The sequence below is a fragment of the Chryseobacterium sp. UF-81 genome (genome assembly GCF_058245105.1).
The window spans coordinates 26555-51446 of the sequence record NZ_JBSIBX010000010.1; the positions used below are offsets into that span (position 1 = coordinate 26555).

Here is a 24892-nt window from a genome sequence, read left to right on the forward strand (position 1 = left end):
TTTTTAGAAAAAGTTGAAAAATTATTACACTAAATTCCAGCTGTTTAGCTTTGTTACTGCATTTTTTCGACTAATTTTCTTTAATTATATTTTGAAGTTTATAAATTATTCCTACCTTTGCAACGGCAAGTCCTAAACAACCAGCTCCTGAGAATCCTCCAGGGTGGGAACACAGCAAAGGTAATTGGTCGTAGCGGTGTGATTTAGGTAGCTTGCCATTTTTTTTTGGTTTAAGTTGAAGTAAGGTAATTGGAAAATTATCTTTTTTTGTTTCTATACTTTTCAGCATTTCAATTTCCAGATTACCCTTCATTTTTTATATTAAAATTCAAACTCCTCTCCCAGTTTAGGAAGAACAAGTTCTACATTTTTATCAGCAAAATGCTTTAATGCACTTTCGTGGTTGATCTCAATGGCGGGGAATGTATCAAAATGGCATCCGATAACTTTTGGCGTTTTCAATAATTCTGCTGCTGCAAAAGATGCTTTTCTCGGGCACATCGTGTAATGGCTACCGATGGGAAGGATAGACAGATCAATATTCCCGAAGAGTCTTGGGAAAAGCTCCATATCAGCCATAACGCCGGTATCTCCAGCCAAATAGATATTTTTACCTTCAGGAAGTCTGAAAATATATCCTACAGGAACGCCTCCATAGCTTCCATCCGGAAACGAACTTGTATGATGAGCCGGTACCATGGAAATTTTAAGATCGTCGATTTTTGCCGATCCTCCTAAGTTTACATCATCTTTATTTTTTGCGGTTTTAAAGTAAGCGCAGATCTCAGGAACCGCAATAATTGTTGCTTCCGGGTGAAACTGCAATACTTCCTCTACATCAGCAATATGATCACCGTGGGCATGGGTCAGCAAAATATAATCGATCTTCTGTGCCGATATATCAAAGCCGGATTGCGCTTTTTGGTAATTGTAAAAAGGATCACTTAAAATTGTTTTGTCTTTGTATGTAAACAAAAAACAGTTTTGTCCTAAAAATTGTATTTTCATTTTTAATTGATTTTTTAATTAATTTTTTTAAACATTTAAACACAAATAGCTCAAATATTTTTCACGAATATCACTATAAAATATTAGTGAAAATTTGTGTAAACATTGGTGTTATTTGTGTTTTATTTAAACGCAAGGAGCGCTAAGATTTTTTAATAGATTAAATGTTTAAATCCGCAAAGGTTTTATGTCAGATTATTTCTGTGGAAATTTATCCTCAATCAATCTTAAATTAATTCCGTGTTCTAAATAGGCTTTGCAACCATCGAGAACTGTTGTAAAACCACCTGTATTGTCATTGATTATTTTTAAAAGGTCTTCACCCGTCTGGCTGAACCCATAGCTTTTAATGACCACTAAAGTTCCTTTTTCCATTGTTTTAAATTCATAATCCACCTGGACAGCCGGATCTCCCCACTCTGTTTTTATCAGCTGGTTTGGAATAATCTGGTGAACTTTTACCTCAGATTTTGCGCCATACATTTCCCACTCCCAGGTAATGGATTTGCCTTCCTCTAATTTTCCGGTAGACTTTGTAAACCAGAATTGAGTAGTCACTTCGGGGTTGATAAATGCCTCAAAAACATCTTCAACCGGTTTTCTGATAAGCATTTGAGCTTGAACGTAGGTATCTGAACTCATAGTAATGGTATTTATTTAAAGAAATTAAGCCCAATTGCTGTAAGAACCGCCATTGTAAAGGTAAGAATACCCACCTGTTTTAGGAACGGATCTAAGTCTTTAGGCTCTTTTACAGACATAATTTTCCTTCTGAGCTTAGCAAATGGAATCAGCAGAATCATTACGATGAAAACATAATAGTTTTGAGACTGTATGAAACCGTTTAATCCTAAAAATATAAGAATTAAGACCAACGGAAGCTGTAAAAGGATCATTTCATAAATCATTGCATTTTTGAAACCAATCCTTAATGCAAAACTATTTTTCCCCGACAGTCTGTCGCTTTCTATATCTCTCATGTTGTTGAGATTAAGAACTGCCATGCTCATCATTCCTACGGCTGTTCCGGGCAATAGCATATCCCAGCTGAAGGTTTTTGTAAACAGGAAATAGCTTCCACAAACTGAAACCAAACCGAAGAATATAAATACGAAAAGGTCTCCCAATCCCATGTACCCGTAAGGTTTTTTCCCAACTGTATAACCAATTGCAGCCAAGATACAGGCTACTCCCAATCCTATAAAAATATAGAATTCGTTCATATAATCCGGAATGAAGGCAATATACAACAGAGCAATTGTGGCAATAAAGGATAAGGCAGAGAAAAGGATCACGGCATTTTTCATTTGTTTTGCTGTAATTTTCCCTGAAGCTACAGCTCTTGATTCCGCTTCATTTATTCTTTTTGTATCGGTTCCTTTTACACCATCACCGTAATCATTGGCATAGTTTGATAAAATCTGGTATAAAAGCGTCACCAGAATTGCCAAAGCAAAAATTTTCCAGTCCCATGTTCCACCTTCTCCGTAAAGTCTCCATTTTGCAATAAAGGCTCCCATTATAATTCCGCTTAAGGAAAGCGGTAAAGTTCTTAGCCTTGCGGCTTTTATCCAATCTGACATAAATATTTAGATGTTAGATATTAGAAGTCAGAAGTTAGATCAAAACCATATAAGTCTAGTATCTAATTTCTAACCTCTAACTTCTTATTTTAAGAGATCCACTGATTTTCCCCGAAGTCCGGTTTTCTTTTTTCAAGGAATGCATTTCTTCCTTCCTGCGCTTCTTCCGTCATATAAGCCAAACGGGTTGCTTCACCTGCAAATACCTGCTGACCAACCATTCCGTCATCTGTCAGGTTCATTGCAAATTTCAGCATTCTGATGGAAGTCGGGGATTTTGCCAATATTTCCTGGGCCCATTCGTAGGCTGTATCTTCTAATTCTTCATGCGGGATTACGGCATTAACCATTCCCATATCCAAAGCTTCCTGAGCGGAATAGTTTCTTCCTAAAAAGAATATTTCACGGGCCTTTTTCTGACCAACCATTTTCGCAAGATAAGCAGATCCATAGCCTCCATCGAAACTTGTAACATCGGCGTCGGTCTGTTTGAAAATAGCATGTTCTTTACTCGCTAAAGTAAGATCACATACCACGTGAAGTGAATGTCCGCCTCCTACTGCCCATCCGGGTACAACAGCAATAACCACTTTCGGCATGAAACGGATGAGACGCTGAACTTCAAGAATATTAAGACGGTGTCTTCCGTCTTCGCCTACATATCCCTGATGGCCTCTTGCTTTCTGGTCGCCTCCGCTGCAGAAAGCCCAGCCTCCGTCTTTGGCACTTGGTCCTTCTCCGGAAAGCAGAACAACCCCTATTGAAGAGTCTTCATAAGCGTCATAGAAAGCATCATACAGTTCTGAAGTGGTCTTTGGTCTGAAAGCATTTCTCACTTCCGGTCTGTTGAAAGCAATTCTGGCTACCCCATTACATTTTTTATAGGTAATATCTTCGTATTCTTTGGCGGTTTTCCACTCAATCATCTTATAAAAATTTTTCTCAAAGATACGGAATTGCAAAGAATTTTCAGGGTGAAATTTAACGATAATCAAGGTAAAAAATCAAGGCATGCTTCAGATGAAAAAAAACAAAACCGGAACATTTCTGCTCCGGTTTCATTTATGATTCAGGTAAGGAATATTATTTTGCTTTTGCTTTAAGCTCAGCTTCCTTAGCTTTCAGATCTTTAATTTTATCTGTATTTTTTGTTACGATATAGATCTCCTTCAATGCAGTAAGGGCATCAAGATTTTCCGGTGCAGCCTTGTACCATCCTTCAGCATATGGAAGTGCTTTAGTAAATCTTTCTCTTCTTGCATCGATCAGTTTCGTCGCTTCTTCAGGCTTTTCCTTTCTTAATGCATTGATCTGCTCTACAGTTTTTGAATCGTCTCCGATCACTGTATAAACAAGGTTCTGGTGAGCATTGTCAAAGTCAGGTTTGATTTCGATAGCTTTTTTGAATGACGCAAGGGCATCTTCTACTGTCGCAGGATTTTTAGACTGCATTACTCCAAGGTTGTACCAGTTGGTAGCATCATTAGGGTTTTTAGCCAGCTGTTCTTTAAGTGCTCCGATGAATTTTTCTGTATTTCCAGAATCGTAGTAAGCTGTAGCCTGCGCTTCTTTAAGTTTGGCATTATTTGGATATTTTGCCAGTCCTTTTTCGATAATCGCCAATGCTTCATTAGGTTTCTTTGCGTTCATAAGCAAAGTCGTTAATGTTTCATACAGTTCCGGCTCAACACTTGGTGTCTGCTCTGTTTTGAAATCTGAATAGTCAGGATTCTTTTTCATAAGCTCCCAGGTAGCTTTGTCTAAATTCACTACCTGACCGGATTTTTTCTCCTTCGCAGTATACGTGGTCTGAACTCCTGTAAAACCTGAATTGATAAGATCTGTATATATTTTGATGGATTCGTCGGTATTATTTGCCAAAGCATAGCTAAGTCCTGCATAATACATATATAACTTATCATCCTGGCCACTGGTTTTTAATAAGTTATAAACTTCTAAAAACTTAGGCGCGGCAACGGTATAATTTTTTGCATTATATGCATCCATTGCAGCTTTGTTCGCTTCCTGCAGCTTGGCATTTACATCGCCCTTCTGACCGAAAACGAAAGCAGAAGCTACGATTGCTATACCTAAAATGAGTTTCTTCATAATAACTATATTATATTAATTGTACGTTTTATTCTTCAGAATCAGAATTCTCATTTTCCTCAGCCGGGTTTTCTTTTTCAGCCTGCGGTTCTGTATTGTTTTCCTGGTTATCTACAATTCCTGTTTCTTCTTCATTTTCTTCAGAATCTTCTTCTACCTCTTTATCCATTTCTACTTTTGCAATGGCTGCAATTTCGTCATTTTTCTTAAGGTTGATCATTTTTACACCCTGGGTATTTCTTCCCATTACTCTCATCTCATCCATATTCATTCTGATGGCAACACCGGACTTATTGATGATCATCAATCCGTCTTCGTCTGTCACATTCTGAATAGCGATCAGATTTCCTGTTTTTTCGGTAATGTTCAGGGTAATAACTCCTTTCCCTCCTCTGTTGGTAATTCTGTAGTCTTCTACAGCAGTCCTTTTACCGTAACCTTTTTCGGAAACGACAAGTACTGTTTCTTTTTCTACATCATTCACAACAATCATACCAATTGCCTCATCATTATCGTCCATGGTAATACCGCGTACCCCAATGGATCCTCTACCTACTTCTCTTACTTTTTCTTCAGGGAAACGGATACATTTACCGTTTTTCGTAGCAATCATGATCTGGGATGTACCGTTGGTAAGGTATGCACCCAACAACTGGTCATTATCTCTGATCTCGATGGCATTAACCCCGTTAACTCTTGGTCTTGAATAAGCCTCAAGGGATGTTTTCTTGATCGTACCGTTCTTGGTAACCATCACTACGCTCATCTGGTTTACATATTCCGCGTCTTTCAGGTTGTTGGTTCTGATGTATGCTTTGATCTTATCATCCTGCTCAATGTTGATCAGGTTCTGTACTGCTCTTCCTTTGGATGTTTTTGAACCTTCAGGAATTTCAAATACCCTCAGCCAGTAACATCTTCCTTTTTCTGTGAAGAACAACATGTACTGGTGATTGGTTGCAGAAACAATATATTCAAGGAAGTCTTCATCCCTTGTCGTTGCTGCCCTGTTACCTACACCACCTCTGCTCTGAATTTTGTATTCAGAAAGTGAGGTTCTCTTCACATATCCTGCGTGTGAAATGGTAAGTACTACCGCTTCATTCGGGATAATATCTTCGATAGACATTTCTCCTCCTGAATAGTCGATTGCAGTTCTTCTTTCGTCGCCGTATTTTTCTTTAATTTCAAGCAATTCTTCTTTGATGATCTCAAATCTTCTCGGTTCATTGGCTAAGATATCTTCCAAGTTCATGATCTCTTTCATGATCGTGTCATATTCGTCACGGATCTTGTCAAGTTCCATTCCTGTAAGACGTGCCAATCTTAAATCAAGAATAGCCTGGGCCTGAAGGTCAGAAAGTTCAAATGCTTCGATCAAGCCTTCTTTTGCCGCCTGAGGGTTAGCACTGTGACGGATAATAGAAATTGCTCTGTCTAAGGAATCCTGAGATCCGATCACTTTCATGAAACCTTCAAGGATGTGAGCTCTCTCTTTGGCTTTCTTAAGCTCATACTGAGTTCTTCTCACAATCACTTCGTGTCTGTGCTCTACGAAATGGTGGATAATATCCTTTAAATTCAGCTGTTCCGGTCTTCCTTTAACCAACGCAATGTTGTTAACGCTGAAAGAAGTCTGAAGGGCTGTATATTTATATAGTAGGTTTAAGACAACATTAGGAATAGCATCATTTTTCAGTTCATAAACGACACGCAAACCATTTCTGTCCGATTCGTCTCTTATTTCATGAATTCCTACAATCTTGTCATCTTTTACAAGTTCCGCGGTTCTGGCGATCATGTCTGCCTTGTTTACCTGGTAAGGAACCTCGGTAACGATGATGGCATTTCTGTTTCCGATTTCTTCGAAATTCACTTTTGCTCTCAGCACTACCCGCCCTCTTCCTGTATGGAAAGCATCCCTTACTCCATCGTAACCGTATATAATACCTCCAGTAGGGAAATCCGGTGCTGTAATATGGTGCATTAATTCATCGATCGTGATTTCTCTGTTATCGATATAAGCACAGATTGCATCAATGGATTCTGAAAGGTTGTGCGGCGCCATATTGGTCGCCATACCTACTGCGATCCCGGAAGTTCCATTAACTAAAAGGTTAGGAACTTTTGTAGGCAGCACGGTGGGCTCCTGCATACTGTCGTCAAAGTTATTCTGAAAATCAACAGTTTCCTTGTCCAGGTCTGAAAGAATCTCATCAGAGATTTTTTTCAGTCTTGCTTCGGTGTAACGCATTGCTGCAGGCGGGTCTCCGTCCATTGAACCGAAGTTTCCCTGTCCATCTACCTGGGGATAGCGTAAGCTCCATTCCTGAGCCATTCTCACCATTGCATCATAAACTGAGGAGTCTCCATGCGGGTGATATTTACCCAAAACATCCCCAACGATTCTTGCAGATTTTAAATATTTTCTATTAGAAAAAACCCCTAATCCATACATACCGTAAAGTACTCTTCTATGAACGGGTTTCAGGCCGTCTCTTACGTCCGGCAACGCTCTTGAAACGATAACCGACATCGAATAATCGATATAAGACGATTTCATTTCATCAACAATGTTGATAGGAATCAGTCTTTCTCCTTCTTTTTGCATAAACAAATTTATTATAATGACAGTCAGACCTTTAGCTGTGCGTCTGAAAATTATTTATTTCCAATTTTTATTAACGGGCTAATTTACGAAATTTTTACCGATTTTTGTGCTAGAATTTATCCACAAAATCTTAAAAATTCATAAAATATGAGCTTATTGAGTATAACTTTCCACTGTACGAAAAACAATATCGAAGAATGGGAAAATTATATCGACGAAACACTGGTGCTGATGGCGGAAAACCTTATGGATGTCAATAAATATATTCTTTCTGATGTACACAGCGATTATATTGAAGAGGGTAAGAATTATAATCTGCTTCTGATGTTTGATAATGATGATCTGAGGGAAGATTTCATCAAAAGTGAGATGCTGAACATTTCGGAAAGAATTGAGAAAAAATTCGGAACGGAAGTTATGATCTTCAATACATTTCTGAATCCTAAGAAATCGAGATTTTAAATACAAATCAAAAGCCCTGAAAAATCAGGGCTTTTTTTATTTTTTTTAATCTCTGTGTCTTTTGTGTCCTTTGTTTTTATGATGATGACCTCTGTTGTCATAGTCATAATAGTACACTCGTTTTTTCACCTGTCCCGGAGCATAGTATCTTGCACTTCCTCCATACACTTTTTTAGCCTGCCCAGGTGGGAGTCTTCTTACATGATGCTCATGCACCACACATGATGTCATCATCAACATAACGGTTACCGCTCCTGCTACTTTCATTAAACTTTTCATATTTTCCACTTTTTCAAATTTCAACAGGGAGATAACAAGGTTAGTGCCAAAGTATACTTAAGCATTTTTGAGTTAGAAAATTTGAAGGTGAGATTAAATTTTTGTGGAGCAAAAAGTGAGTTATTTAATTATATTGAAAGATTTAAAGAACTGCCCGGTGCTTTATTATTTATTCTATACTGTCACTTCGTTTTTCAAACAGGACAACATCTTTCCACTGTCCGTTTAGTTTTCCTATCTTTTTCCTTACTCCTACGGTTCTGAATCCGTTTTTCTGGTGAAATCTTATGGAAGCTTCGTTCTCGGGAAAGATACTGGCCTGAAGGGTCCAGAAACCGTGGCTTTCGCTGTCAAGAATCATCTTTTTCAGCAGTACTGACCCTAAACCCTTGCCCTGGTAGGTATTGTCAAAATAAATGCTTACTTCGGCAACGCCTTTGTAACATTCCCTTTTGCTTACCGGCTTTAACGCGCACCATCCTACTATTTCATTGCTTTCATTTTCAAGCACCCAGCGACAATCGTTGAAATATTCCATATTCCATGCTTCGGCAGTGGGAACTTCTGTTTCAAAAGTGGATATCCCACCTTCTAATCCCTGCTTATAAATTTCCAGCACTCTTTTTTCATCACCAGGAAGCATTTCTCTTAATTCGTAATTCATTCTATTTAATAGTATTTTCTTTTATTCTTTCTTTTGATTCTTGAATAGTGGGTCTGCTTTTCTTTCTCATCTTCTGAAATAACGCTTATATTACCATCAACTTCAAGAATAGAAAGCTTAACATCTCTTATTTTCTCCACGCCGTGCTCTCTTATGGCTTCTTCCAGTTCATCTCTGGTAATCTTCACCCTGTTCAGAGCAGTCTGATCTATTACTCCATCCCTGATCAGGATTACGGGATCTTCTTCCATAAATGTTTCGAACTTCCGGTTGGAGAACATGAGTCGTTTTAGAATAAAGTTGGCTGCAAACAAAACAAGCGCTGCAATAAGACCGCCCTGCAGAGAGGTATCCGGCCCTACCATTGCATTCTGAACGGCATTTGAAATAAGGAGAAGCAGAACCACATCTCCTGCATTGAGCTGGGAAAGCTGGTTTTTACCAAAGAGACGGATAGCGATCACCATGAAAAGGTAAACGCATAGGGAACGTACAACAACATCAAGAATAGGATTCACTGATCATATTTAATAATCAAATGTATTAAATTTTATGATCGGCTGTTCAAATTATTTTAAACCGAAAGGATTAATTGAGGTTATTTTACAAAAAGTGTACTTAGTAAAATCTTGGATAGAAGGTCGGCAATATCTATTCTGTAGTACTGCAATTCTGAGAAACTGAAAAACTGGTCTGATTATTTACTCAAAGGCGAAACAATCATTAAACCTGATCATAAAAAAAGCTGCTCTAAAGGCAGCTGAATTTTTAAGGACATTGAGAGATTGGAACCTCACTGCATACTATTTTGTTCATCCATTCACAGTATACACAGTATTGTTTAGGCTGTCCTCCGTACACTGATTTTAAATCTGCTTTTGTCAGTTTTTTCAAATTTTTCATATTGTTTTAATTGTATGGTTGATTGAATATATAACGAATTTTTTAATGTTTTATTATCTATAGATCAAACCAACAGGTTATAACCTCCCTCTTTATCTTAACATAACACAAATATGTGTTTTAAAATTTATTTTATATCTTTAATCAACCAAACATCACACACTTAATCACTAAAAATATTAAAATGATCACACCAAAAGGAGCCCAGGTCGGGCAATTCGAACCAGCAAAAAAATCACTGATATCCAATGGCCTTCTTTCCGGGCAGGACGAGATGGCCAATTATAACAAGGGCGTATGCCACGATGTGGTAGCTTATGCCCTGTATATGAGAGGTGCAGCCATATCTCCGGATGAACTTGTACAGTTCCGTGCACAGGGATGGCTCAATAAATTCAATTATCCCGCAGGCGAGAAGTGGGATGGTTATGCTATAATTCCCAAAGGAAAAGCCATCGGTTTTTACAGGCTAAGAGATAAAACGTGGTTCCATTCGGCTGTCACTACCGGAAACGGTGCGGAGATCAGATCCGTGAACGGATTTTCACTGGGTACAGCATGGTCGGTTCCTGTAGATATGAAATGGGTTTTGGGTAAAAAGAATGAAGACGGAACCTTCAACTACGACGGTACAAAAATAGAAGTTTATATATCTTCTTTATAAACAGCTAAGCCCTAATTTAATTTCTATAATTTCATTGAAATTAAATTAGGGCTTTATTATTTTAAAAAACATAACAGTGATCAAGCTCTTTTTCAAGTACGTAATTCTAATTATTGTTTTAATATAAGTCAGTGTTTGTGGTAGAATAATTTTCTTACCTGTTATTGATTTCAACGGTTACAGGCATTTCATAGGTATAGGCAACTATATTTTCGTTTAGTTTTTTACGGTCTACCCTGTAATCAAGTTCACTTAAAACAGTTTCAATTTCTTTGCTTACGATTTTACAATCGCCATCAGAATGAACATTCACTATTTTTCCGTTTTTTGCAATATCAAATTTCACTACTGAGTTTACCACTCCTTGTTTATAGTCGGTGTTGGTAAGATCGAAGTTTTCCATCAATCTATTTCTTATTTCATTGAAGGTATCATTATTCTTACTCAACTGAATTTCCTCAATTGTATTATTATTTGATGTTTGTGCTTTAGCAGGATTTGTTAGAGCTATGAATCCACAAGCTAAAAATGAGGCGATGAATATTTGAATTTTATTTTTCATAACTAATTGGTTTTAAATATTATGTATATCTTTTTTACCAAAGTTATGAAATAATTCATATTAAATTCACATTAAGTTAACATTAAATTAATATTGAAAATTAATTATCTGATTTACAGCTAAATAAAATTAAAATAATTGAAAAAAAATTAATATTAGAAAGTGAAATAGCCTTGTTTTATCCTCGGTATTAACTCTTTATAATAGAAAAGAATCTGTGAAAGCAGATTCTTTTCTATAGTAAATAAATTTTCTTATTCTAGCTCTCTCTTCAGAAACTTTCCGGTCAAACTCTTCTTAGATTTCACAATCTCTTCAGGAGTTCCCTGAGCCACAATCTGTCCACCATGTTTTCCGCCTTCCGGTCCTACATCGATAATATGGTCTGCCAACTTGATCACATCCATATTATGTTCAATGATGATAAATGAGTTTCCTAATTCCACCAATTGGTTGATCGCTTCCATCAGGATCTTTACATCTTCGAAGTGAAGGCCGGTCGTTGGTTCATCTAGGATATAAAGGGTGTTTCCGGTTTGTCTTTTCGCAAGTTCTGTGGCCAGCTTGATACGCTGCGCCTCTCCGCCTGAAAGTGTTGTCGACTGCTGTCCAAGCGTAATGTAACCTAATCCTACATCCTGCAGGGTTTTTACTTTCGCAAAAATCTTAGGAATCGGCTGGAAAAAATCTACAGCTTCACCAATCGTCATATCCAAAACATCGGAAATAGATTTTCCTTTGTAGCGTACTTCCAGGGTTTCCCTGTTGAAACGTTTTCCGTTGCAGGTTTCACAATGTACATATACATCGGGAAGGAAGTTCATTTCAATCACTTTCAGTCCTCCACCCTGGCAGGTTTCGCATCTTCCGCCTTTTACGTTGAACGAGAATCTTCCCGGCTTATAGCCCCGGATCTTACTTTCCGGAAGTTCAGCAAAAAGATTTCTGATGTCCGTAAACATACCTGTATAAGTTGCAGGATTTGAACGTGGTGTTCTTCCGATCGGAGTCTGGTCTACATCTACAATTTTATCAATATTATCCAGGCCTTCAATCTTTTTGTACGGAAGAGGCTCCTGAACGGCTCTGTAAAAATGTTTGTTTAGGATCGGATATAAGGTCCCGTTGATCAGGGAAGATTTTCCGCTACCTGAAATTCCGGTTACCACAACTAGTTTTCCTAACGGAATATCAAGGGTAACATTCTTAAGGTTATTTCCAGTAGCTCCTTTCAACAGTATATTTTTACCGTTTCCTGCTCTTCTTTCTGAAGGAACTTCTATCTTTCTTTTTCCGTTGATATAGTCTGCCGTAATGGTATCTGCTTTTAACAGGTCTTTCGGTTTTCCCTGCCACAGTATCTCGCCTCCGAATTTTCCGGCTCTCGGGCCAATATCCAATACCTCATCGGCTTCCAGGATCATATCTTTATCATGCTCTACAACAATGACGGAATTCCCGATGTCTCTAAGGTTCTTCAATGAATTAATCAGTCTCTCATTATCTCTCTGGTGCAGCCCGATGCTTGGTTCATCCAGAATATACAAAACATTCACAAGCTGTGACCCGATCTGCGTGGCAAGACGTATCCTCTGGGATTCTCCACCGGAAAGGGTTTTAGAGCTTCTGCTCAAGCTCAGATAATCTAATCCTACATCCAGAAGAAACTGAAGTCTTGTTTCGATTTCTTTTAAAATTTCGTAGGCAATAATCTTATGTTTTTCTGAGAATTTATCTCTGACGTCGGATAACCATTCTTTTAAATCGGATAAGCTCAAGGCATTTACCTCAGCAATATTCTTTCCGTCTATTTTAAAGCTTAAGCTTGCAGGCTGAAGGCGGGTTCCACCACATTCAGGGCATGTTTCCTCAGTAGTAAAATGTCTTTCCAGCAATACTGCCTCGTAAGATTCTCTTTCCTCAATGATCTCTTCCATAAAAGTGATCAGACCATCGAAGCTTATTTTTATCTTCTTGGTAATTCCTGCATATTTCAGGTCTTTATTAAATTCTTTATGACATCCGTTGTAAATGTAGTCCAAAGCTTCTTCCGGAATATCCTTCATAGGTGTTGCCATTCCCAATCCAAAGATCTCAAGGATATTTTTGATCTGTGACAGGATCCATTTGTTGGATTTAATATCTTCCAGCGGCAATAGTCCACCCTGATTGATGGATAGCTTAGGATTCTCAATAAAGTAATCTGTATTGATCTTTTTGATGGTTCCCAAACCTTTACATTCCGGACAGCTTCCTTTCGGAGAGTTGAAAGAGAATGTATTGGGTTCCGGAAGTGCCAGTGAATGTCCTGTTTCTGCATCCATCAGGTTTTTTGAGAAGTATTCAATATCTGTACCTCCCAGTTTCTGGATTCCGATAATTCCCTCACCCATTTCCATTGCGGTGCGCAGAGATTTCTCCATTCTGGTTTCGGAGGCATTCTCACCGATGATCCACCGGTCGATCACAATGTCGATATCGTGGGTTTTGTATCGGTCCAGCTTCAGATCATATTCTATATCCTGCAGCTCACCGTCAATCCTTGCCTGGCCGTAGCCTTTTTTTGCCATCTGCACGAAAAGCTCATGGTAATGACCTTTTCTGGAACGTACTACAGGCGCAAGAAGCATTATCTTCTCGCCTTTATAATTTTCCTTGATGGTTTCCAGGATCTGATCTTCTGTATAACTTACCAGCCTCTTCCCGGTAGAAAGGGAATATGCATCGGAAACCCTTGCATATAACAGACGCAGGTAATCGTAAAGCTCGGTTACAGTTCCTACGGTAGATCTTGGATTTTTATTGGTGGTTTTCTGCTCAATGGCAATTACAGGAGATAAGCCTTCTATCTTATCTACATCCGGACGTTCCAGACCACCCAGAAACTGGCGCGCATATGCCGAAAATGTTTCGATATAACGACGCTGCCCTTCGGCAAAGATGGTATCAAAAGCCAAAGAAGATTTCCCGCTGCCGGAAAGCCCTGTAATTACTACCAGCTCGTTGCGCGGGATCTTTACATTAATATTCTTAAGGTTGTGCTCACGTGCTCCGTAAACTTCTATATATTCTGTTGATTTACTCATAATTTGGGGTGATCCTACCTGAAAATCACAATGTGCAAAATTACGGAATTTTATGGAATTGTATGAACCGGAAAGTTTTTATTAAAGTTTAATTTTAGTTAAATTTTTAAGCTTGATGAAATGATAATTCTTAACAAACTGTGATTGTCAACTTTTGTTTATGCTCCGGCTAATATTGCTGATATTAAGTTTACTTCTATACCGCAAATAAAAAAGACTGATGTAATGTATCAGTCTTTTTTTAGTTTATCTCTGTTCTTATTTCACAAATGAATTGTAAGCATTCAGTACAGATTCATAAGAGGAATCGAGCTGCTGGATATCGCTGTCAGAAATTTTTCCTGAGCCTTTAGCATTACGGATCAGTTTTCTGTAGGTATCCAAAAAGCTGGACGCACTTTTATTGAAGCTTTCAAACAATGATTTTTTATAAGAATACTGCGGATCTTTGACATTGAATTCTAATTTTGAATTGGCTTCCACTGCTTTGGCAAGCTCATCATACTTTTTCTGAGCTTCCGCTTCATTGAATTTTCCTGAATACTGTTTATCCAGTACATCAATATTAGAGTCCAGAGAATTCATTACTTTTTTGGAAGAAATGATATACTCTTTCATAGGATGATCTTTCAGAACCACTTCTTCTGCAGCATCTGTTGCAGGTTTGATCTTAGCCACTACATTTTCTCCCGCCGTAAATAAAGCCTGGGCTTCAGTTTCAATATCCTTTGTCAGGGCATCTGCTTTTGCTCCTTTATCGTCTTTATAGTCTTCAGAATTCATATAGGATTTAAGCTCTTCAAACTTTTTCTCTATACTTTCCTTTTTGGCTTTGTAGGTATTAAAGTCTGCTTCTATTGCTGCCTTGTCTTTGTCGAAACCTGACGGTATTTCTTTGATCTTGCTGAATGCATAATCCATAGAACCTATTACAGGCATTATCATGGTATTCCCTCCTTTTGCTTTCGCTACGGCTCCATCTGCATATCTCAGAATACTTTCTATATGTCTGGATGTATTTTTGTAAGAATCCAAAAAGTTATTATTGAAATCAATGATAGCATTTGCTTCGCCTGCACTGCCAAGATTCAAAACAGATTTGCCCAGTTTACTGACGTCTTTTTTACAGCTGATCACACTGACTGATATGAAGGTCAGAGCCATGGCAAGGACGATAATCTTTCTCATATTTTATAGTTTAAGTTTAGTTGTGATTTATATTTCGTCAAGATCGATATCTTCATTGCTTATTTTCACGACATATTCGATCCCGTCAATTGCTTTGGAAATGATTTGGTTTCTGAGAATATTGGCCATATTTTCCCAGTAAGCCCTTCCATAGAAGGAATAATTCTGCGGAATGATTTCTATTTCAACAGTTCTTACAAAGCCTTCTTTCGGGCGGTTGCTGATCATGGTTCCTCTTCTTACCCTTACTTCCTTTACCTCATCTTTCAGAATCATTCTACAGTAGTTTTTAACATCTTCCAGGGAAATGATTTTGTCTCTTGTGGTTAAAGCATACCTGTAAGCCTGAATACTGTCTGTACCTTTCTGTTCTTCGGACCCCCCTATAGTTTCTGTGAGAAGAACAACGGTCTGTGATTTCAGCTGATTGGAAAGTTCTGTTCCCGGGCGCATATGATTGGCCAGTGTGCAGTGTGTCACCCAAAATGAGGCATAAGTATGGTCTGTTTTTTCTACAGGCTCCATGATAACATAATTCAGCTCCTGTCTTATATTTCTTTTTGCATTGTTCACTTTCTGAACCATCGTCTTCATTTTGTCTGACATTTCGCTTAGAACTCCTTTGACATTATCCCTGTTTAAAAGTGAAAAAGCAGCAATCTCATCTCTTGTCAGCTCCAGAACATTGGCGATCATATCTACGGCATTTCTATTGGTAAAACGCTCCATTCCGCCCTTTCTTACCGTATACAATCCTTTTTTAAGATCATCTGCAGGAGTAAAAGGAATCTCCGTGTATTTTCTTCCGTCTCCATCCTGAACCTCATCTACATAAAGGAAATGTTCGCCTTCGTCCGTAACCAGAGGAATATTGTTTCCCATAATATCCAGACTGTATTCTGTTTTCTTCCAGCCTCTGTTATATATAGGGAAAGCATTCATTACAAATGAAAAATTATCTAAGATCTCAGCAGAAAACTGCGGCGGAAATTCAAAAGTTAGCCATAAATAGCGCTTGTCTCCGATCTGCTTTCTGATCTCCTCTTTTTCGTTCAGGAAGTCCAGATTTTGCGGCAATACTCCAGGCTCTGAAAAGAGGCTGCTTGAAAGTCCGGTGATCTCTATGAATTTATGACGGTAAATACTTTTGATATCTTCAATAACTTTATTCCGGATCGACTGTTCTCTGAACATCTGCTCATATCCGTCCTGTTGACTGCTGGTAAGATAGCTCAGTCCTTCTCTTACGAATAAGGGATTCCCATTACTGGTAACGGTAATATAAGGCAGCAGTTTATAAACGAAATCAATATGCTCAAAGGCAGGGTTGGAACAAAATACGCTGATATATTTAGGGAAATTTTCAGTAACATATCTGCTTACATCTACTCCTATTGTGACCTTCCTGTAATCTTCAGGCTTCCCCTGGAATCTCGCCACCGGTATTTTATTCAGTCTGTCATCTATACTGTAGCAGGTATTTCCTACAAACATTACGGCTGTCTGTATTTTATTGATTCTTACATTTCCTACCGGTGTAAAAGGGATATTAAGCTGTTTGTCCGATTCTGATTTTACCGTTGATGTCATCTGCTTACGGTAAAAAAATTCGGTATGTTCCAGTAACACTTCCGAAGACTCGTAAGGCAGCGTAAAGGCAACCGCATGAGCCGGAATCGGATGGGTATAAATGGATGGTGTCAGAAGCTTTGCCAGTTTCTCAAGGATTCTCGCATTTACGGTCTGAATTTCGTTATTAGCCTTAAAAACTTCTGTACTGAATGCATCTATCAGCAGTTTTACAAAAGGATCCAGAGACTGCGGGCTTTTCAGCCCCCACACTTTAGTGGCGTTCTGAAGCATTCTTGCCTTTACAGATTCTTTGGAATATATATTTTGATCTAAGTTCATAAATTTTTCTTGCTGTTAAAAACAATTAGTCAATAGACATCGGACTTAAAAATAATTCTGTAGAAAAGCTGAAACGCTCTCCCGTTGCCTCCATTTTTGCATTGATGGCAATTCTTACTTTCTTTTTGATCTCTGTGTGTTCTTTGGTATCGTAGCTGTGCTCTACAAATTGAATGTGTGCATCAATCTGTGGATTGACAATGCGGGGTTCATATTCCAGAATCTGTCTTCTGAGGCTTTTAATGAAAACGCTCTCCCAAACGGCGCTGGTAACTCCATTATCGAATTCCAGATTCCATACGTCGTTTCCATAATTGTCATCATATCTGTTTTCGCCTTTCTTGGTGGTGATCAGCAGCATGATATTATGCGCAATGCTTTCGCCCATGTCGCAGATATCAATGCTTCCGCCTTCAGTCATTAAAGTTGAAGGAACGAAAGGCATTCTGTAATTTGGTGTATCCATAGTCTGCTTTTTATTTTACTTCATAGTTTAGTTTAAAAAGAACTACCAAAATACACATTTTCATGAAATAAATAGGAAAAGAAATCAAAAATCTCATTGAAAAAAGGGCTTCCAAACGAATTTGGGAGCCCTGAAATATTATAAAAACGGTTGAATTTTATCCTATTAATCTGTCTGCTTTTTCCTGTTAATGAAATAATACACAGGAAGTCCCAGAAGCACCATTAAAAATCCAGGCCAGGTATATTGTTGTTTGTAGATCAGGAGAAGTACACAAAACCCAGTTCCTATCAAGAGATAGATAACAGGCGTCACCGGGTAAAGCCATGTTTTATAAGGCCTTTCAAGATCCGGCTTTTTAATTCTTAAATAAATAACTCCGAAAACCGTAATCATGTAGAAGAGAACGATCACAAAAGAGATCATGTCCAGAAGATTACCGTACTGCCCGCTAAGACATAACACAGAAGCCCAGATTCCCTGCATCCATAAAGCATTTTCCGGAACTTCATTCTTGTTGTTCTTTTCCGCAGACTTAAAAAACATTCCGTCTTTTGCCATTGTCTGAAATACTCTGGCTCCAGCAAGAATCAGCCCATTGTCACAGCCGAATGTAGAAACCATTACAAGAACTGCTATAATGATGGTGCCTGCACTTCCGAAAATATTCTGTGAGGCTGCCACTGCAACTCTGTCATTGGTGGCAAAAGCAATACTATCTCTATCCAGGGCATTCAGATATACATAATTAACGGCCAGATAAAGGATCATCACTGCAGAAGTTCCATAGATCATTGATTTCACAATATTTCTCTTAGGATTTTCTACTTCTCCGGAAACGAAAGTTACACTCTCCCATGCTACCGAACTGAAAACAGAGCCTACCATGGCTGCTGCAATTCCCCCAAGCAAGGTCATTCCACCAATCGGCTCCCACCCTTCTTTAAGGAAATTACCGCTTATGTCTTTTTTAAGATTATTAAATGAATCAAAACCCAGACTGAAATTTTCGGCCAGATGTGAAAAATCAACCAAAATAAATCCAACAGCAATTAAGCCCAGTAAAGCAATGATTTTTGACCCTGTAAATACATTCTGAAGCAGCTTTCCGCTCTGTACACCTCTTGTATTAATATAGGTAAGTAAAAGGATAACGGCTATTGCCAGAATCTGTATCCATGTAATTTTGAATTCTCCGCTCTGGAAAAGAGGAGCTGCATCATTCAGTGACGGCACCAGATAAGCTGTGAATTTACCGAAAGCCATTGCTACTGCCGCAATCGTTCCTGTCTGAATCACTGTAAATAAACCCCATCCGTACAGAAATCCCATCTTTTTTCCAAAGATTTCTTTGAGATAAGTGTACTGCCCGCCTGCTTTTGGAAACAATGCTGAAAGCTCTCCATAGCTGATTGCCGCTGCAACAGTCATCACTCCGGTGATGATCCATACTACGATCAGCCAGAAACCGGAGCCCAGGTTCCGCATCATATCGGCACTTACAATAAAAATTCCGCTTCCGATCATAGATCCCATTACCAGCATAATGGCGTCCCAAAGTTTCAGTTTTTTCTGCATAGTCAAGTATAGGCATCAAATATAAACAAATCTGAGATTGATTTTGATATTTGTTGAAAATTTACAACATCACCTGCTTTTTATCAAGTTTTTGTCGAATTGTTATTCAATTTTAATTAGTACTTTTGGAAAAAATATTAAAAATGAAATTCAAGGCTATATTATTCGCGGCAGCTGTAAGTGTTTCTACTTTAGCTTTTGCACAGGAGACATCACAGAAAAAGTCTGGACCACCGGCAGGAAATGCTATTGTAGGTGATGCATACGGAGCTGCCGTAACTTCGGAGTCTAAAGCCATTACAGTAGATAAGCTAAGCAAAAAGCTTAAAAAAGACAATAAAAAAGTTGAAGGCGTTGCAGTTAAAGGAAAAGTAACTGATGTATGCGAGAAAAAAGGATGCTGGCTTACCATCCAGACTGAAGACAATTCCCAATTTTTCGTAAAAATGAAAGATTATGCATTCTTCGTACCAACAGCCTTAAAAGGTAAAAATGTTGTATTGGAAGGTACTGCAGAAAGAAAAGTCACTTCGATAGACGAGCAGAAGCATTATGCCGAGGATGCTAAGAAACCTCAGGCTGAAATTGACGCCATCACATCTCCTAAAGAAGAGATCAGGTTTGTTGCCAATGGAATTAAAGTAGTGGACTAATTCCCTGTATAAAAATAATAACGTCCTCAAAAAGTAATACTTTTTGAGGACGTTATTATTTTATGCTCTCGCAGATCTTACGATGTTTATGTTAAGCCAAATTAAAAAACTTTAGACTCAAAAACTGATCAGATCAGATGCAGGCTCTATATTTTTAATCTTCTATGGTAAATTCTGCCGGTGCATCCAGTTTCGGATATTTGGTAGCGGCTACAAATTTCTTTCCTGTACAGTCTATTTCCAGCCAGCCTTTTCTTTTTTTCACATCTCCCACTTCCATCACAAAAGGTACAAATGATATTTCATCTTTTCCTTCTTCTATAATTTCGCGGTATTGAACTGCTACATCCAGAATGCATTCATGATCTGTATTCAGCTTTACGTTTCTGTAAATAATGTCGTAATGCGTTTCCTGGTTTTCAGGGATTTCGAGGTATTTCTTCCATCCTTCTGTATCCGAGTTCAGCTCACTGATTGCTTTTAAAGCATAATATAAAGCAACCGTATAGTATTTCCTCGTTCCAGTCCTTGTATAATCATCTATGAAATGCCCTCCCTCAAACAAAATAGTGGGCATTCCTGCCTTAATGAAGTTGTCGCCTGTGGAGGTCGGGTAAAATTCATCAGAATATCTGCCGATCTGGTCCGGAATTAATTCTTTTATGTGGTCGTAAATTTTACCAATTACAGCCATACATTTTTTCCTGTTATCAGTTATGGTACGTTCTTCATTTTCAGAAGGTGCCAAAAAGGAGAGCGTTGCCGGATGTATCCCGTCTGTCGTAAAAATTGTCCTTTGTTCATGCAGATTTAATGCATAATCATATTTTTTTGAGGCAACGGCTTTTTTTAGGAATTTAATTTCCGTACTCGACTCATTATGAAAGTCCCTGTTCAGATCAATATCTGCAGCATTCAGCCTTGTCCATCTTTCTGAACCGTCAGGATTGAGCATAAAAATAAAATCAAGCCTGATCTTACTGAAAAGATCTTCCTTCATTTCCGGAGCCTTATCCAAAGTTTCAAGAAGATCAAGCATTGCATGACTGGCATTGGATTCATTCCCGTGCATCTGCGACCATGCAAGAACGTTAATAGTTCCTGTTCCTATGCTTAGCTGGTATATAGGCTTATCTAAATATGATCTTCCAATCTCCTGAACATAATCGCTGAGATTAGTCTGTAAGTAAGAAAATAATTTATCAGGGGAAATATAGCGGTTTGAGAAATTAGGATTTGGAGAATAGAGCTGTTCAAAATTCATATAAGATAATTTACAAGAGTCAAATTTACTGATTTTTAGGCAAAAAATATTAGTTAACATTTGTAATTTATCTAAACAGACCTGACTGTCATTTTGTCTGTTGATAAAATTGTTAATTGAATATTTCGTAATTCAATTATTTTAATTTATTGAAATTCAATACTTTATAATGTTTATATCAATTATATTTAGAATCTTACTTTAAGTGAATAAAAGCCTATTAATCAGTAAATAGGCATAATATTACTAAACAAGATTAATGTGGAAAACTTCGTCAATTACAAGTTTATACAAATGTAAACTCTTGTTTTTTTGTATTTATTCTAGAAATTCGATCTAAATTTAGCTCTTATATGACTTTCACCACTCTCATCAGAAAATAAGGATCACTTAGTAGACTTAGCTTTAATATATTTAGGCTTAAAATGTTATTAATTAGATGTTTATATTTAAAATTTACGTTTGTATACAACAAATAAAAATATTTACCTACTTAAAATCTTTTATTTTCCAGTAAATATGCCATAACTCTGAATATATTTTAAAATATTACTAATCATGGATTTATCATATAATTAATAGGCAACCCAGCAGTATTGGAGTCTTAACAAAGTATAAGATTACAAAGTAAACAATTATGGAAATTACAAGATCAAAATGGGGTTTACTTTGTTAAATAGAGTTTTAGTAGTAAAAGAATTAATATAAATAGCTCTATTTAAGCCAATTATATCTATTTACATATGTATACTTATAAAATTAAATATTATTTACTTTTGTAATTTGCTTATGTAAATTTATTCATTTACATTTGTAAAGTAATTAACAACTTATTTTTATGAGTTTAAATGAGAGAATTTCCAAAGTTATAGAGTATTCCAATCTCAGTCCTTCTGAATTTGCAGATGAGATCGATGTACAGCGTTCTTCCATTTCGCATATCACTTCCGGAAGGAACAAACCGTCTCTGGAATTTATTATAAAGATCAAATCAAGCTTTCCGGAAATCCTCTGGGACTGGCTGGTTACAGGTGAAGGTGAAATGCTGAAATCTGAACTACCGGATGTAAAATCTGCTTCAGAAGAAAAACCGGAAGATGAGAAAGGGAAACCTACTCCGCTACCCGATCTGTTTACGATGATGAAAGATGATGAAGATTTCGGAGTTGAAGAGGAATCTGACACTCTGAAAGAGAGCCCGCGAGAATCGTTTATACCACCCCCATATAAGACTCAGGAAAATTTATCCAATTCTCAGCGATTAGAACATCCGAATAAAAATATCATTGATCAATTCGCTGATAATCAAGGAAATAAAATAAAAAGGATTGTGCTCTTCTATGAAAACGGAAAATTTGAAAGTTTTGAGCCATAAAAACCCGGCTACAGAAAATGGCCGGGGTAAAAAAATAATTGAAGAAGAAAACTAAAGCTTATTGTTTTATTAGTTTTGTAATTTTTGTATGTCCGCCTTCATTTCTGATCTTCAGAATGTAATTTCCTTTTGGCAAATCTGAAATGCTATAGTCTTCGGAACCTTTCAAGGTTCTTACTATTTTTCCGGAAACATCCATAATTTCCACACTGTTTATGTTGAGCCTTTCAGGATTATTGATTCTGAAACGGTCCCTTACCGGATTAGGATATACCTGGATCCTGTTGTCATACTGCATGGTTTCCTGTGTCCCTAGCGTAGTCGCTGTAAACGTAACAACAAATGGCATATCTAAAGGGACATCAGGAGCTGAAGAAGGATTTCCGGCATCAACTAGAGAAGTCCACGTTCCTAAAATGGCATCAAATTGTTTAGCATTAAAAGCAGGCAGTCCGCGGCTTCCAACGATAGTAACCGGTGGTAAAAAGCCTGCATTGGCCATCACCACATTCTGCAGCTGATACTTTATCCAGTAGGTTCCGGCTCCCAGAGTAACCGGTGTATTAGCTGTTATTTTCCATATTTTTCTGGTGGTACCGGGAACTGCAGCAGCGGGTACTACAGTATTTCCAGTCCTGTACATGGTAGCGTCTGCTCCTGCGGAAAACCTGTTGGTGGTGTCATCTCCAAATACACTTACAGCCCCTGCTACGGAAGGATCCGAACTGAATATGTTTACCCTTACGGTATTAAAAGGAGCCGTAGTTCCTGCATAATTCGTCTGATAGGCAAAAAAATCTATAGCTGTAATCTGCCACGAACTTCCGGCTGGAATAGTAAAATCATCAGCGAGAAAAAAACTTGCCGCAGCTGAACTGGACGTTCCGCCTAAACCAAGACTGGTATTGGACTCTGTAGTGTTTCCTGTATTATTCTGAAGTTCAGACCACGTGTATCCGGCAGGTGCCGCTGTTCCACTTTTAGAAGTTGCCCCGGTACTTAAGCCTCCGTTATTATAGGTTTGGGCGATGCCAAAATTAGCCGCTATAAAGGCAGCAATAAGTAATGCTTTTTTCATACTATTAGTTTTTAATGGTTTAAACCAAATATAGCTAATAACAATAAATAAAACATTATAAATTAAATATTTTTATTATATAATTAATTAATTAACGAATATAATAAATTATAATCAATACGAATAATGTTTGAAATTTGCGTTAGATACAGCTTTTATATGGATATAATAAATCAAAAGGCCTGCAGAAAAACTGCAGACCTCATATACTTTTTAAAGAAATACTACTATTTCTTTCTTCTTTCCAATTCTTTCTTGATAAGACCCAGTTCTCTTCCCGTCTGTCCGGCCACAGAAGTGTTTTCTCTGGCTCTTCTTGTAAGATAAGGCACAACATCCTTTACAGGTCCGTATGGAAGGTATTTAGCCACATTATAGCCTTTATCTGAAAGATAGAAGGTAATATTATCACTCATTCCGTAAAGCTGCCCAAAATAAATATGAGGATTTCCGTTTTCAAGCGTCTTGGATTTCATTTTATCCATAACCAATTCGGATGAGATCTCATTATGGGTTCCAAAGAATGCAGATACTTTATCCAGATGATTCATTACAAAATCAATTCCGGCATTATAATTCTTGTCTGAAGCTTCTTTATTAGGCTGGATAGGGTCTGCGTATCCTTTTTCTGCCGCTCTTGCTCTTTCCTTCTCCATATAGGCTCCGCGAACGATTTTATATCCTATAAAATAATTCTTTTCTCTCGCTCTCTGAAGATGGGCTTCCATATATTCCAGTCTTCCGGTTCTGTACATCTGGATCGTATTCCAGACGATTGGCTTTTCCCGGTTGTATTTCTCCATCATTTCTTCGCAAAGCTGGTCTGCCGCATCCTGCATCCAGGTTTCTTCGGCATCTATCATCACTTTTTTGTCATTCTCATGGCAAAGACTGCATACCTCATCAAATCTTCTTACGACTCTTTCCCATTCTTCTTTCTGACTTGAAGTAAGCTCAGCACCACTTCCTACTGCTTCATACAGATCAATTCTTCCAAAAGCAGTCGGTTTGAATACAATAAAAGGAATAGCAGGATTTCCCACAGAGAACCTAATGATATCTTTGATTTCTTTACATACCGCATCAAAGGTTTCTTCATCCTCTTTACCTTCAATAGAATAGTCGAAAATACTTCCCACTCCTCTTTTGAAAAGCTGTTTTACCGCCTTCATACTTTCTTCACGGGTCTCACCACCACAGAACTGTTCAAACAAAGTGCTTTTTACAATCCCGGTCACGAAAGGAAAATTATTGTGTACCGTAAAATTAAGAACAGAAGTTCCAAGGCTGGTAAGAACAGGCTGTTCAATCATTTTAAACATCCAGTACGCCTTTCTCAATTGTGCATCAGACTTGTCTGCAAATGCAACTTTAGTATCGTTAAAAATGGGCATTCCTTTTTATTAAATTTAGTTTGTAAAGGTAATAATAACTTCAGTTTATTTAAA

At 37.8% G+C, this 24892-nt stretch carries 23 protein-coding genes and 1 other RNA gene; 5 read left to right on the top strand and 19 right to left on the bottom strand.

Features of this window, described 5'->3' with window-relative positions; genetic code table 11:
• The first annotated feature begins 123 nt into the window (after positions 1–123).
• Positions 124–221: signal recognition particle sRNA small type (gene ffs, locus AC4IFE_RS14100), an RNA gene on the top strand.
• 100 nt (positions 222–321) lie between these two features.
• Here the strand turns inward: ffs and AC4IFE_RS14105 are convergent.
• The 6 genes from AC4IFE_RS14105 to gyrA all read right to left on the bottom strand — a co-directional run bounded on the left by AC4IFE_RS14105 (position 322) and on the right by gyrA (position 7311).
• Complete coding sequence (locus tag AC4IFE_RS14105) at positions 322–1008, bottom strand: metal-dependent hydrolase (RefSeq protein ID WP_490757796.1); 687 nt, start codon at positions 1006–1008, stop codon at positions 322–324.
• Between the two features lie 195 nt (positions 1009–1203).
• Positions 1204–1650 (bottom strand): SRPBCC family protein, encoded by a 447-nt coding sequence (locus AC4IFE_RS14110; protein WP_490757797.1) that lies wholly within the window; start codon positions 1648–1650, stop codon positions 1204–1206.
• Positions 1651–1661: 11 nt separating this feature from the next.
• Entirely contained in the window at positions 1662–2591 is a 930-nt protein-coding gene (gene menA, locus AC4IFE_RS14115) for a 1,4-dihydroxy-2-naphthoate octaprenyltransferase (RefSeq protein WP_490757798.1), read from the bottom strand.
• An 89-nt stretch (positions 2592–2680) separates the two neighbouring features.
• A complete protein-coding gene (locus tag AC4IFE_RS14120) occupies positions 2681–3517 on the bottom strand; it encodes a 1,4-dihydroxy-2-naphthoyl-CoA synthase (protein ID WP_490757799.1) in 837 nt (278 codons plus the stop codon).
• Between the two features lie 157 nt (positions 3518–3674).
• Positions 3675–4700, bottom strand: a complete 1026-nt coding sequence (locus AC4IFE_RS14125; RefSeq protein WP_490757800.1) for a tetratricopeptide repeat protein — start codon at positions 4698–4700, stop codon at positions 3675–3677.
• Between the two features lie 28 nt (positions 4701–4728).
• On the bottom strand, positions 4729–7311 hold the full coding sequence (gene gyrA / locus AC4IFE_RS14130) for a DNA gyrase subunit A (RefSeq protein ID WP_490757801.1): 2583 nt from the start codon (positions 7309–7311) through the stop codon (positions 4729–4731).
• 147 nt (positions 7312–7458) lie between these two features.
• Between gyrA and AC4IFE_RS14135 the strand changes: the two genes are divergently transcribed.
• Positions 7459–7773, top strand: coding sequence for a DUF4286 family protein (locus AC4IFE_RS14135; protein ID WP_490757802.1), 315 nt, complete (start codon positions 7459–7461; stop codon positions 7771–7773).
• Positions 7774–7818: 45 nt separating this feature from the next.
• Here AC4IFE_RS14135 and AC4IFE_RS14140 read toward each other — a convergent pair whose 3' ends face one another.
• The 4 genes from AC4IFE_RS14140 to AC4IFE_RS14155 form a co-directional block, all read right to left on the bottom strand.
• Positions 7819–8052 (bottom strand): hypothetical protein, encoded by a 234-nt coding sequence (locus AC4IFE_RS14140; protein WP_490757803.1) that lies wholly within the window; start codon positions 8050–8052, stop codon positions 7819–7821.
• Positions 8053–8221: 169 nt separating this feature from the next.
• Positions 8222–8716 (bottom strand): GNAT family N-acetyltransferase, encoded by a 495-nt coding sequence (locus tag AC4IFE_RS14145; RefSeq protein ID WP_490757804.1) that lies wholly within the window; start codon positions 8714–8716, stop codon positions 8222–8224.
• A gap of 5 nt (positions 8717–8721) precedes the next feature.
• Positions 8722–9234 carry a DUF421 domain-containing protein gene (locus AC4IFE_RS14150; protein ID WP_490757805.1) on the bottom strand — a complete coding sequence of 171 codons (513 nt, stop codon included), beginning with the start codon at positions 9232–9234 and terminating at the stop codon, positions 8722–8724.
• 250 nt (positions 9235–9484) lie between these two features.
• Positions 9485–9619 carry a bacteriocin-like protein gene (locus AC4IFE_RS14155; protein ID WP_490757806.1) on the bottom strand — a complete coding sequence of 45 codons (135 nt, stop codon included), beginning with the start codon at positions 9617–9619 and terminating at the stop codon, positions 9485–9487.
• Between the two features lie 184 nt (positions 9620–9803).
• On the opposite strand from AC4IFE_RS14155, the gene AC4IFE_RS14160 reads away from it, so the two are divergent.
• On the top strand, positions 9804–10283 hold the full coding sequence (locus AC4IFE_RS14160) for a hypothetical protein (protein ID WP_490757807.1): 480 nt from the start codon (positions 9804–9806) through the stop codon (positions 10281–10283).
• 154 nt (positions 10284–10437) lie between these two features.
• Here the strand turns inward: AC4IFE_RS14160 and AC4IFE_RS14165 are convergent, their stop codons facing one another.
• From AC4IFE_RS14165 to AC4IFE_RS14190, 6 genes are all read right to left on the bottom strand, one after another.
• Positions 10438–10845 carry a hypothetical protein gene (locus tag AC4IFE_RS14165; RefSeq protein ID WP_490757808.1) on the bottom strand — a complete coding sequence of 136 codons (408 nt, stop codon included), beginning with the start codon at positions 10843–10845 and terminating at the stop codon, positions 10438–10440.
• 254 nt (positions 10846–11099) lie between these two features.
• On the bottom strand, positions 11100–13931 hold the full coding sequence (gene uvrA, locus AC4IFE_RS14170) for an excinuclease ABC subunit UvrA (protein WP_490757809.1): 2832 nt from the start codon (positions 13929–13931) through the stop codon (positions 11100–11102).
• Between the two features lie 258 nt (positions 13932–14189).
• Entirely contained in the window at positions 14190–15119 is a 930-nt protein-coding gene (locus AC4IFE_RS14175; RefSeq protein WP_490757810.1) for a DUF3829 domain-containing protein, read from the bottom strand.
• Positions 15120–15146: 27 nt separating this feature from the next.
• Entirely contained in the window at positions 15147–17030 is a 1884-nt protein-coding gene (locus tag AC4IFE_RS14180) for a type VI secretion system baseplate subunit TssF (protein WP_490757811.1), read from the bottom strand.
• A gap of 25 nt (positions 17031–17055) precedes the next feature.
• Complete coding sequence (locus AC4IFE_RS14185; RefSeq protein WP_490757812.1) at positions 17056–17496, bottom strand: GPW/gp25 family protein; 441 nt, start codon at positions 17494–17496, stop codon at positions 17056–17058.
• Between the two features lie 165 nt (positions 17497–17661).
• Positions 17662–19074 carry an APC family permease gene (locus tag AC4IFE_RS14190; RefSeq protein ID WP_490757813.1) on the bottom strand — a complete coding sequence of 471 codons (1413 nt, stop codon included), beginning with the start codon at positions 19072–19074 and terminating at the stop codon, positions 17662–17664.
• A gap of 143 nt (positions 19075–19217) precedes the next feature.
• Here AC4IFE_RS14190 and AC4IFE_RS14195 point away from each other — a divergent pair, with 143 nt between their 5' ends.
• A complete protein-coding gene (locus tag AC4IFE_RS14195) occupies positions 19218–19727 on the top strand; it encodes a DUF4920 domain-containing protein (protein ID WP_490757814.1) in 510 nt (169 codons plus the stop codon).
• 154 nt (positions 19728–19881) lie between these two features.
• Here the strand turns inward: AC4IFE_RS14195 and AC4IFE_RS14200 are convergent, their stop codons facing one another.
• Positions 19882–20991 (bottom strand): M14 family zinc carboxypeptidase, encoded by a 1110-nt coding sequence (locus AC4IFE_RS14200; protein ID WP_490757815.1) that lies wholly within the window; start codon positions 20989–20991, stop codon positions 19882–19884.
• Between the two features lie 838 nt (positions 20992–21829).
• On the opposite strand from AC4IFE_RS14200, the gene AC4IFE_RS14205 reads away from it, so the two are divergent.
• On the top strand, positions 21830–22366 hold the full coding sequence (locus AC4IFE_RS14205) for a helix-turn-helix transcriptional regulator (RefSeq protein WP_490757816.1): 537 nt from the start codon (positions 21830–21832) through the stop codon (positions 22364–22366).
• 58 nt (positions 22367–22424) lie between these two features.
• Here the strand turns inward: AC4IFE_RS14205 and AC4IFE_RS14210 are convergent, their stop codons facing one another.
• On the bottom strand, positions 22425–23444 hold the full coding sequence (locus AC4IFE_RS14210; RefSeq protein WP_490757817.1) for a T9SS type A sorting domain-containing protein: 1020 nt from the start codon (positions 23442–23444) through the stop codon (positions 22425–22427).
• A gap of 227 nt (positions 23445–23671) precedes the next feature.
• Positions 23672–24838: a proline dehydrogenase family protein gene (locus tag AC4IFE_RS14215; protein WP_490757818.1), complete on the bottom strand. Its 1167-nt coding sequence runs from the start codon at positions 24836–24838 to the stop codon at positions 23672–23674.
• Positions 24839–24892: the final 54 nt, after the last annotated feature.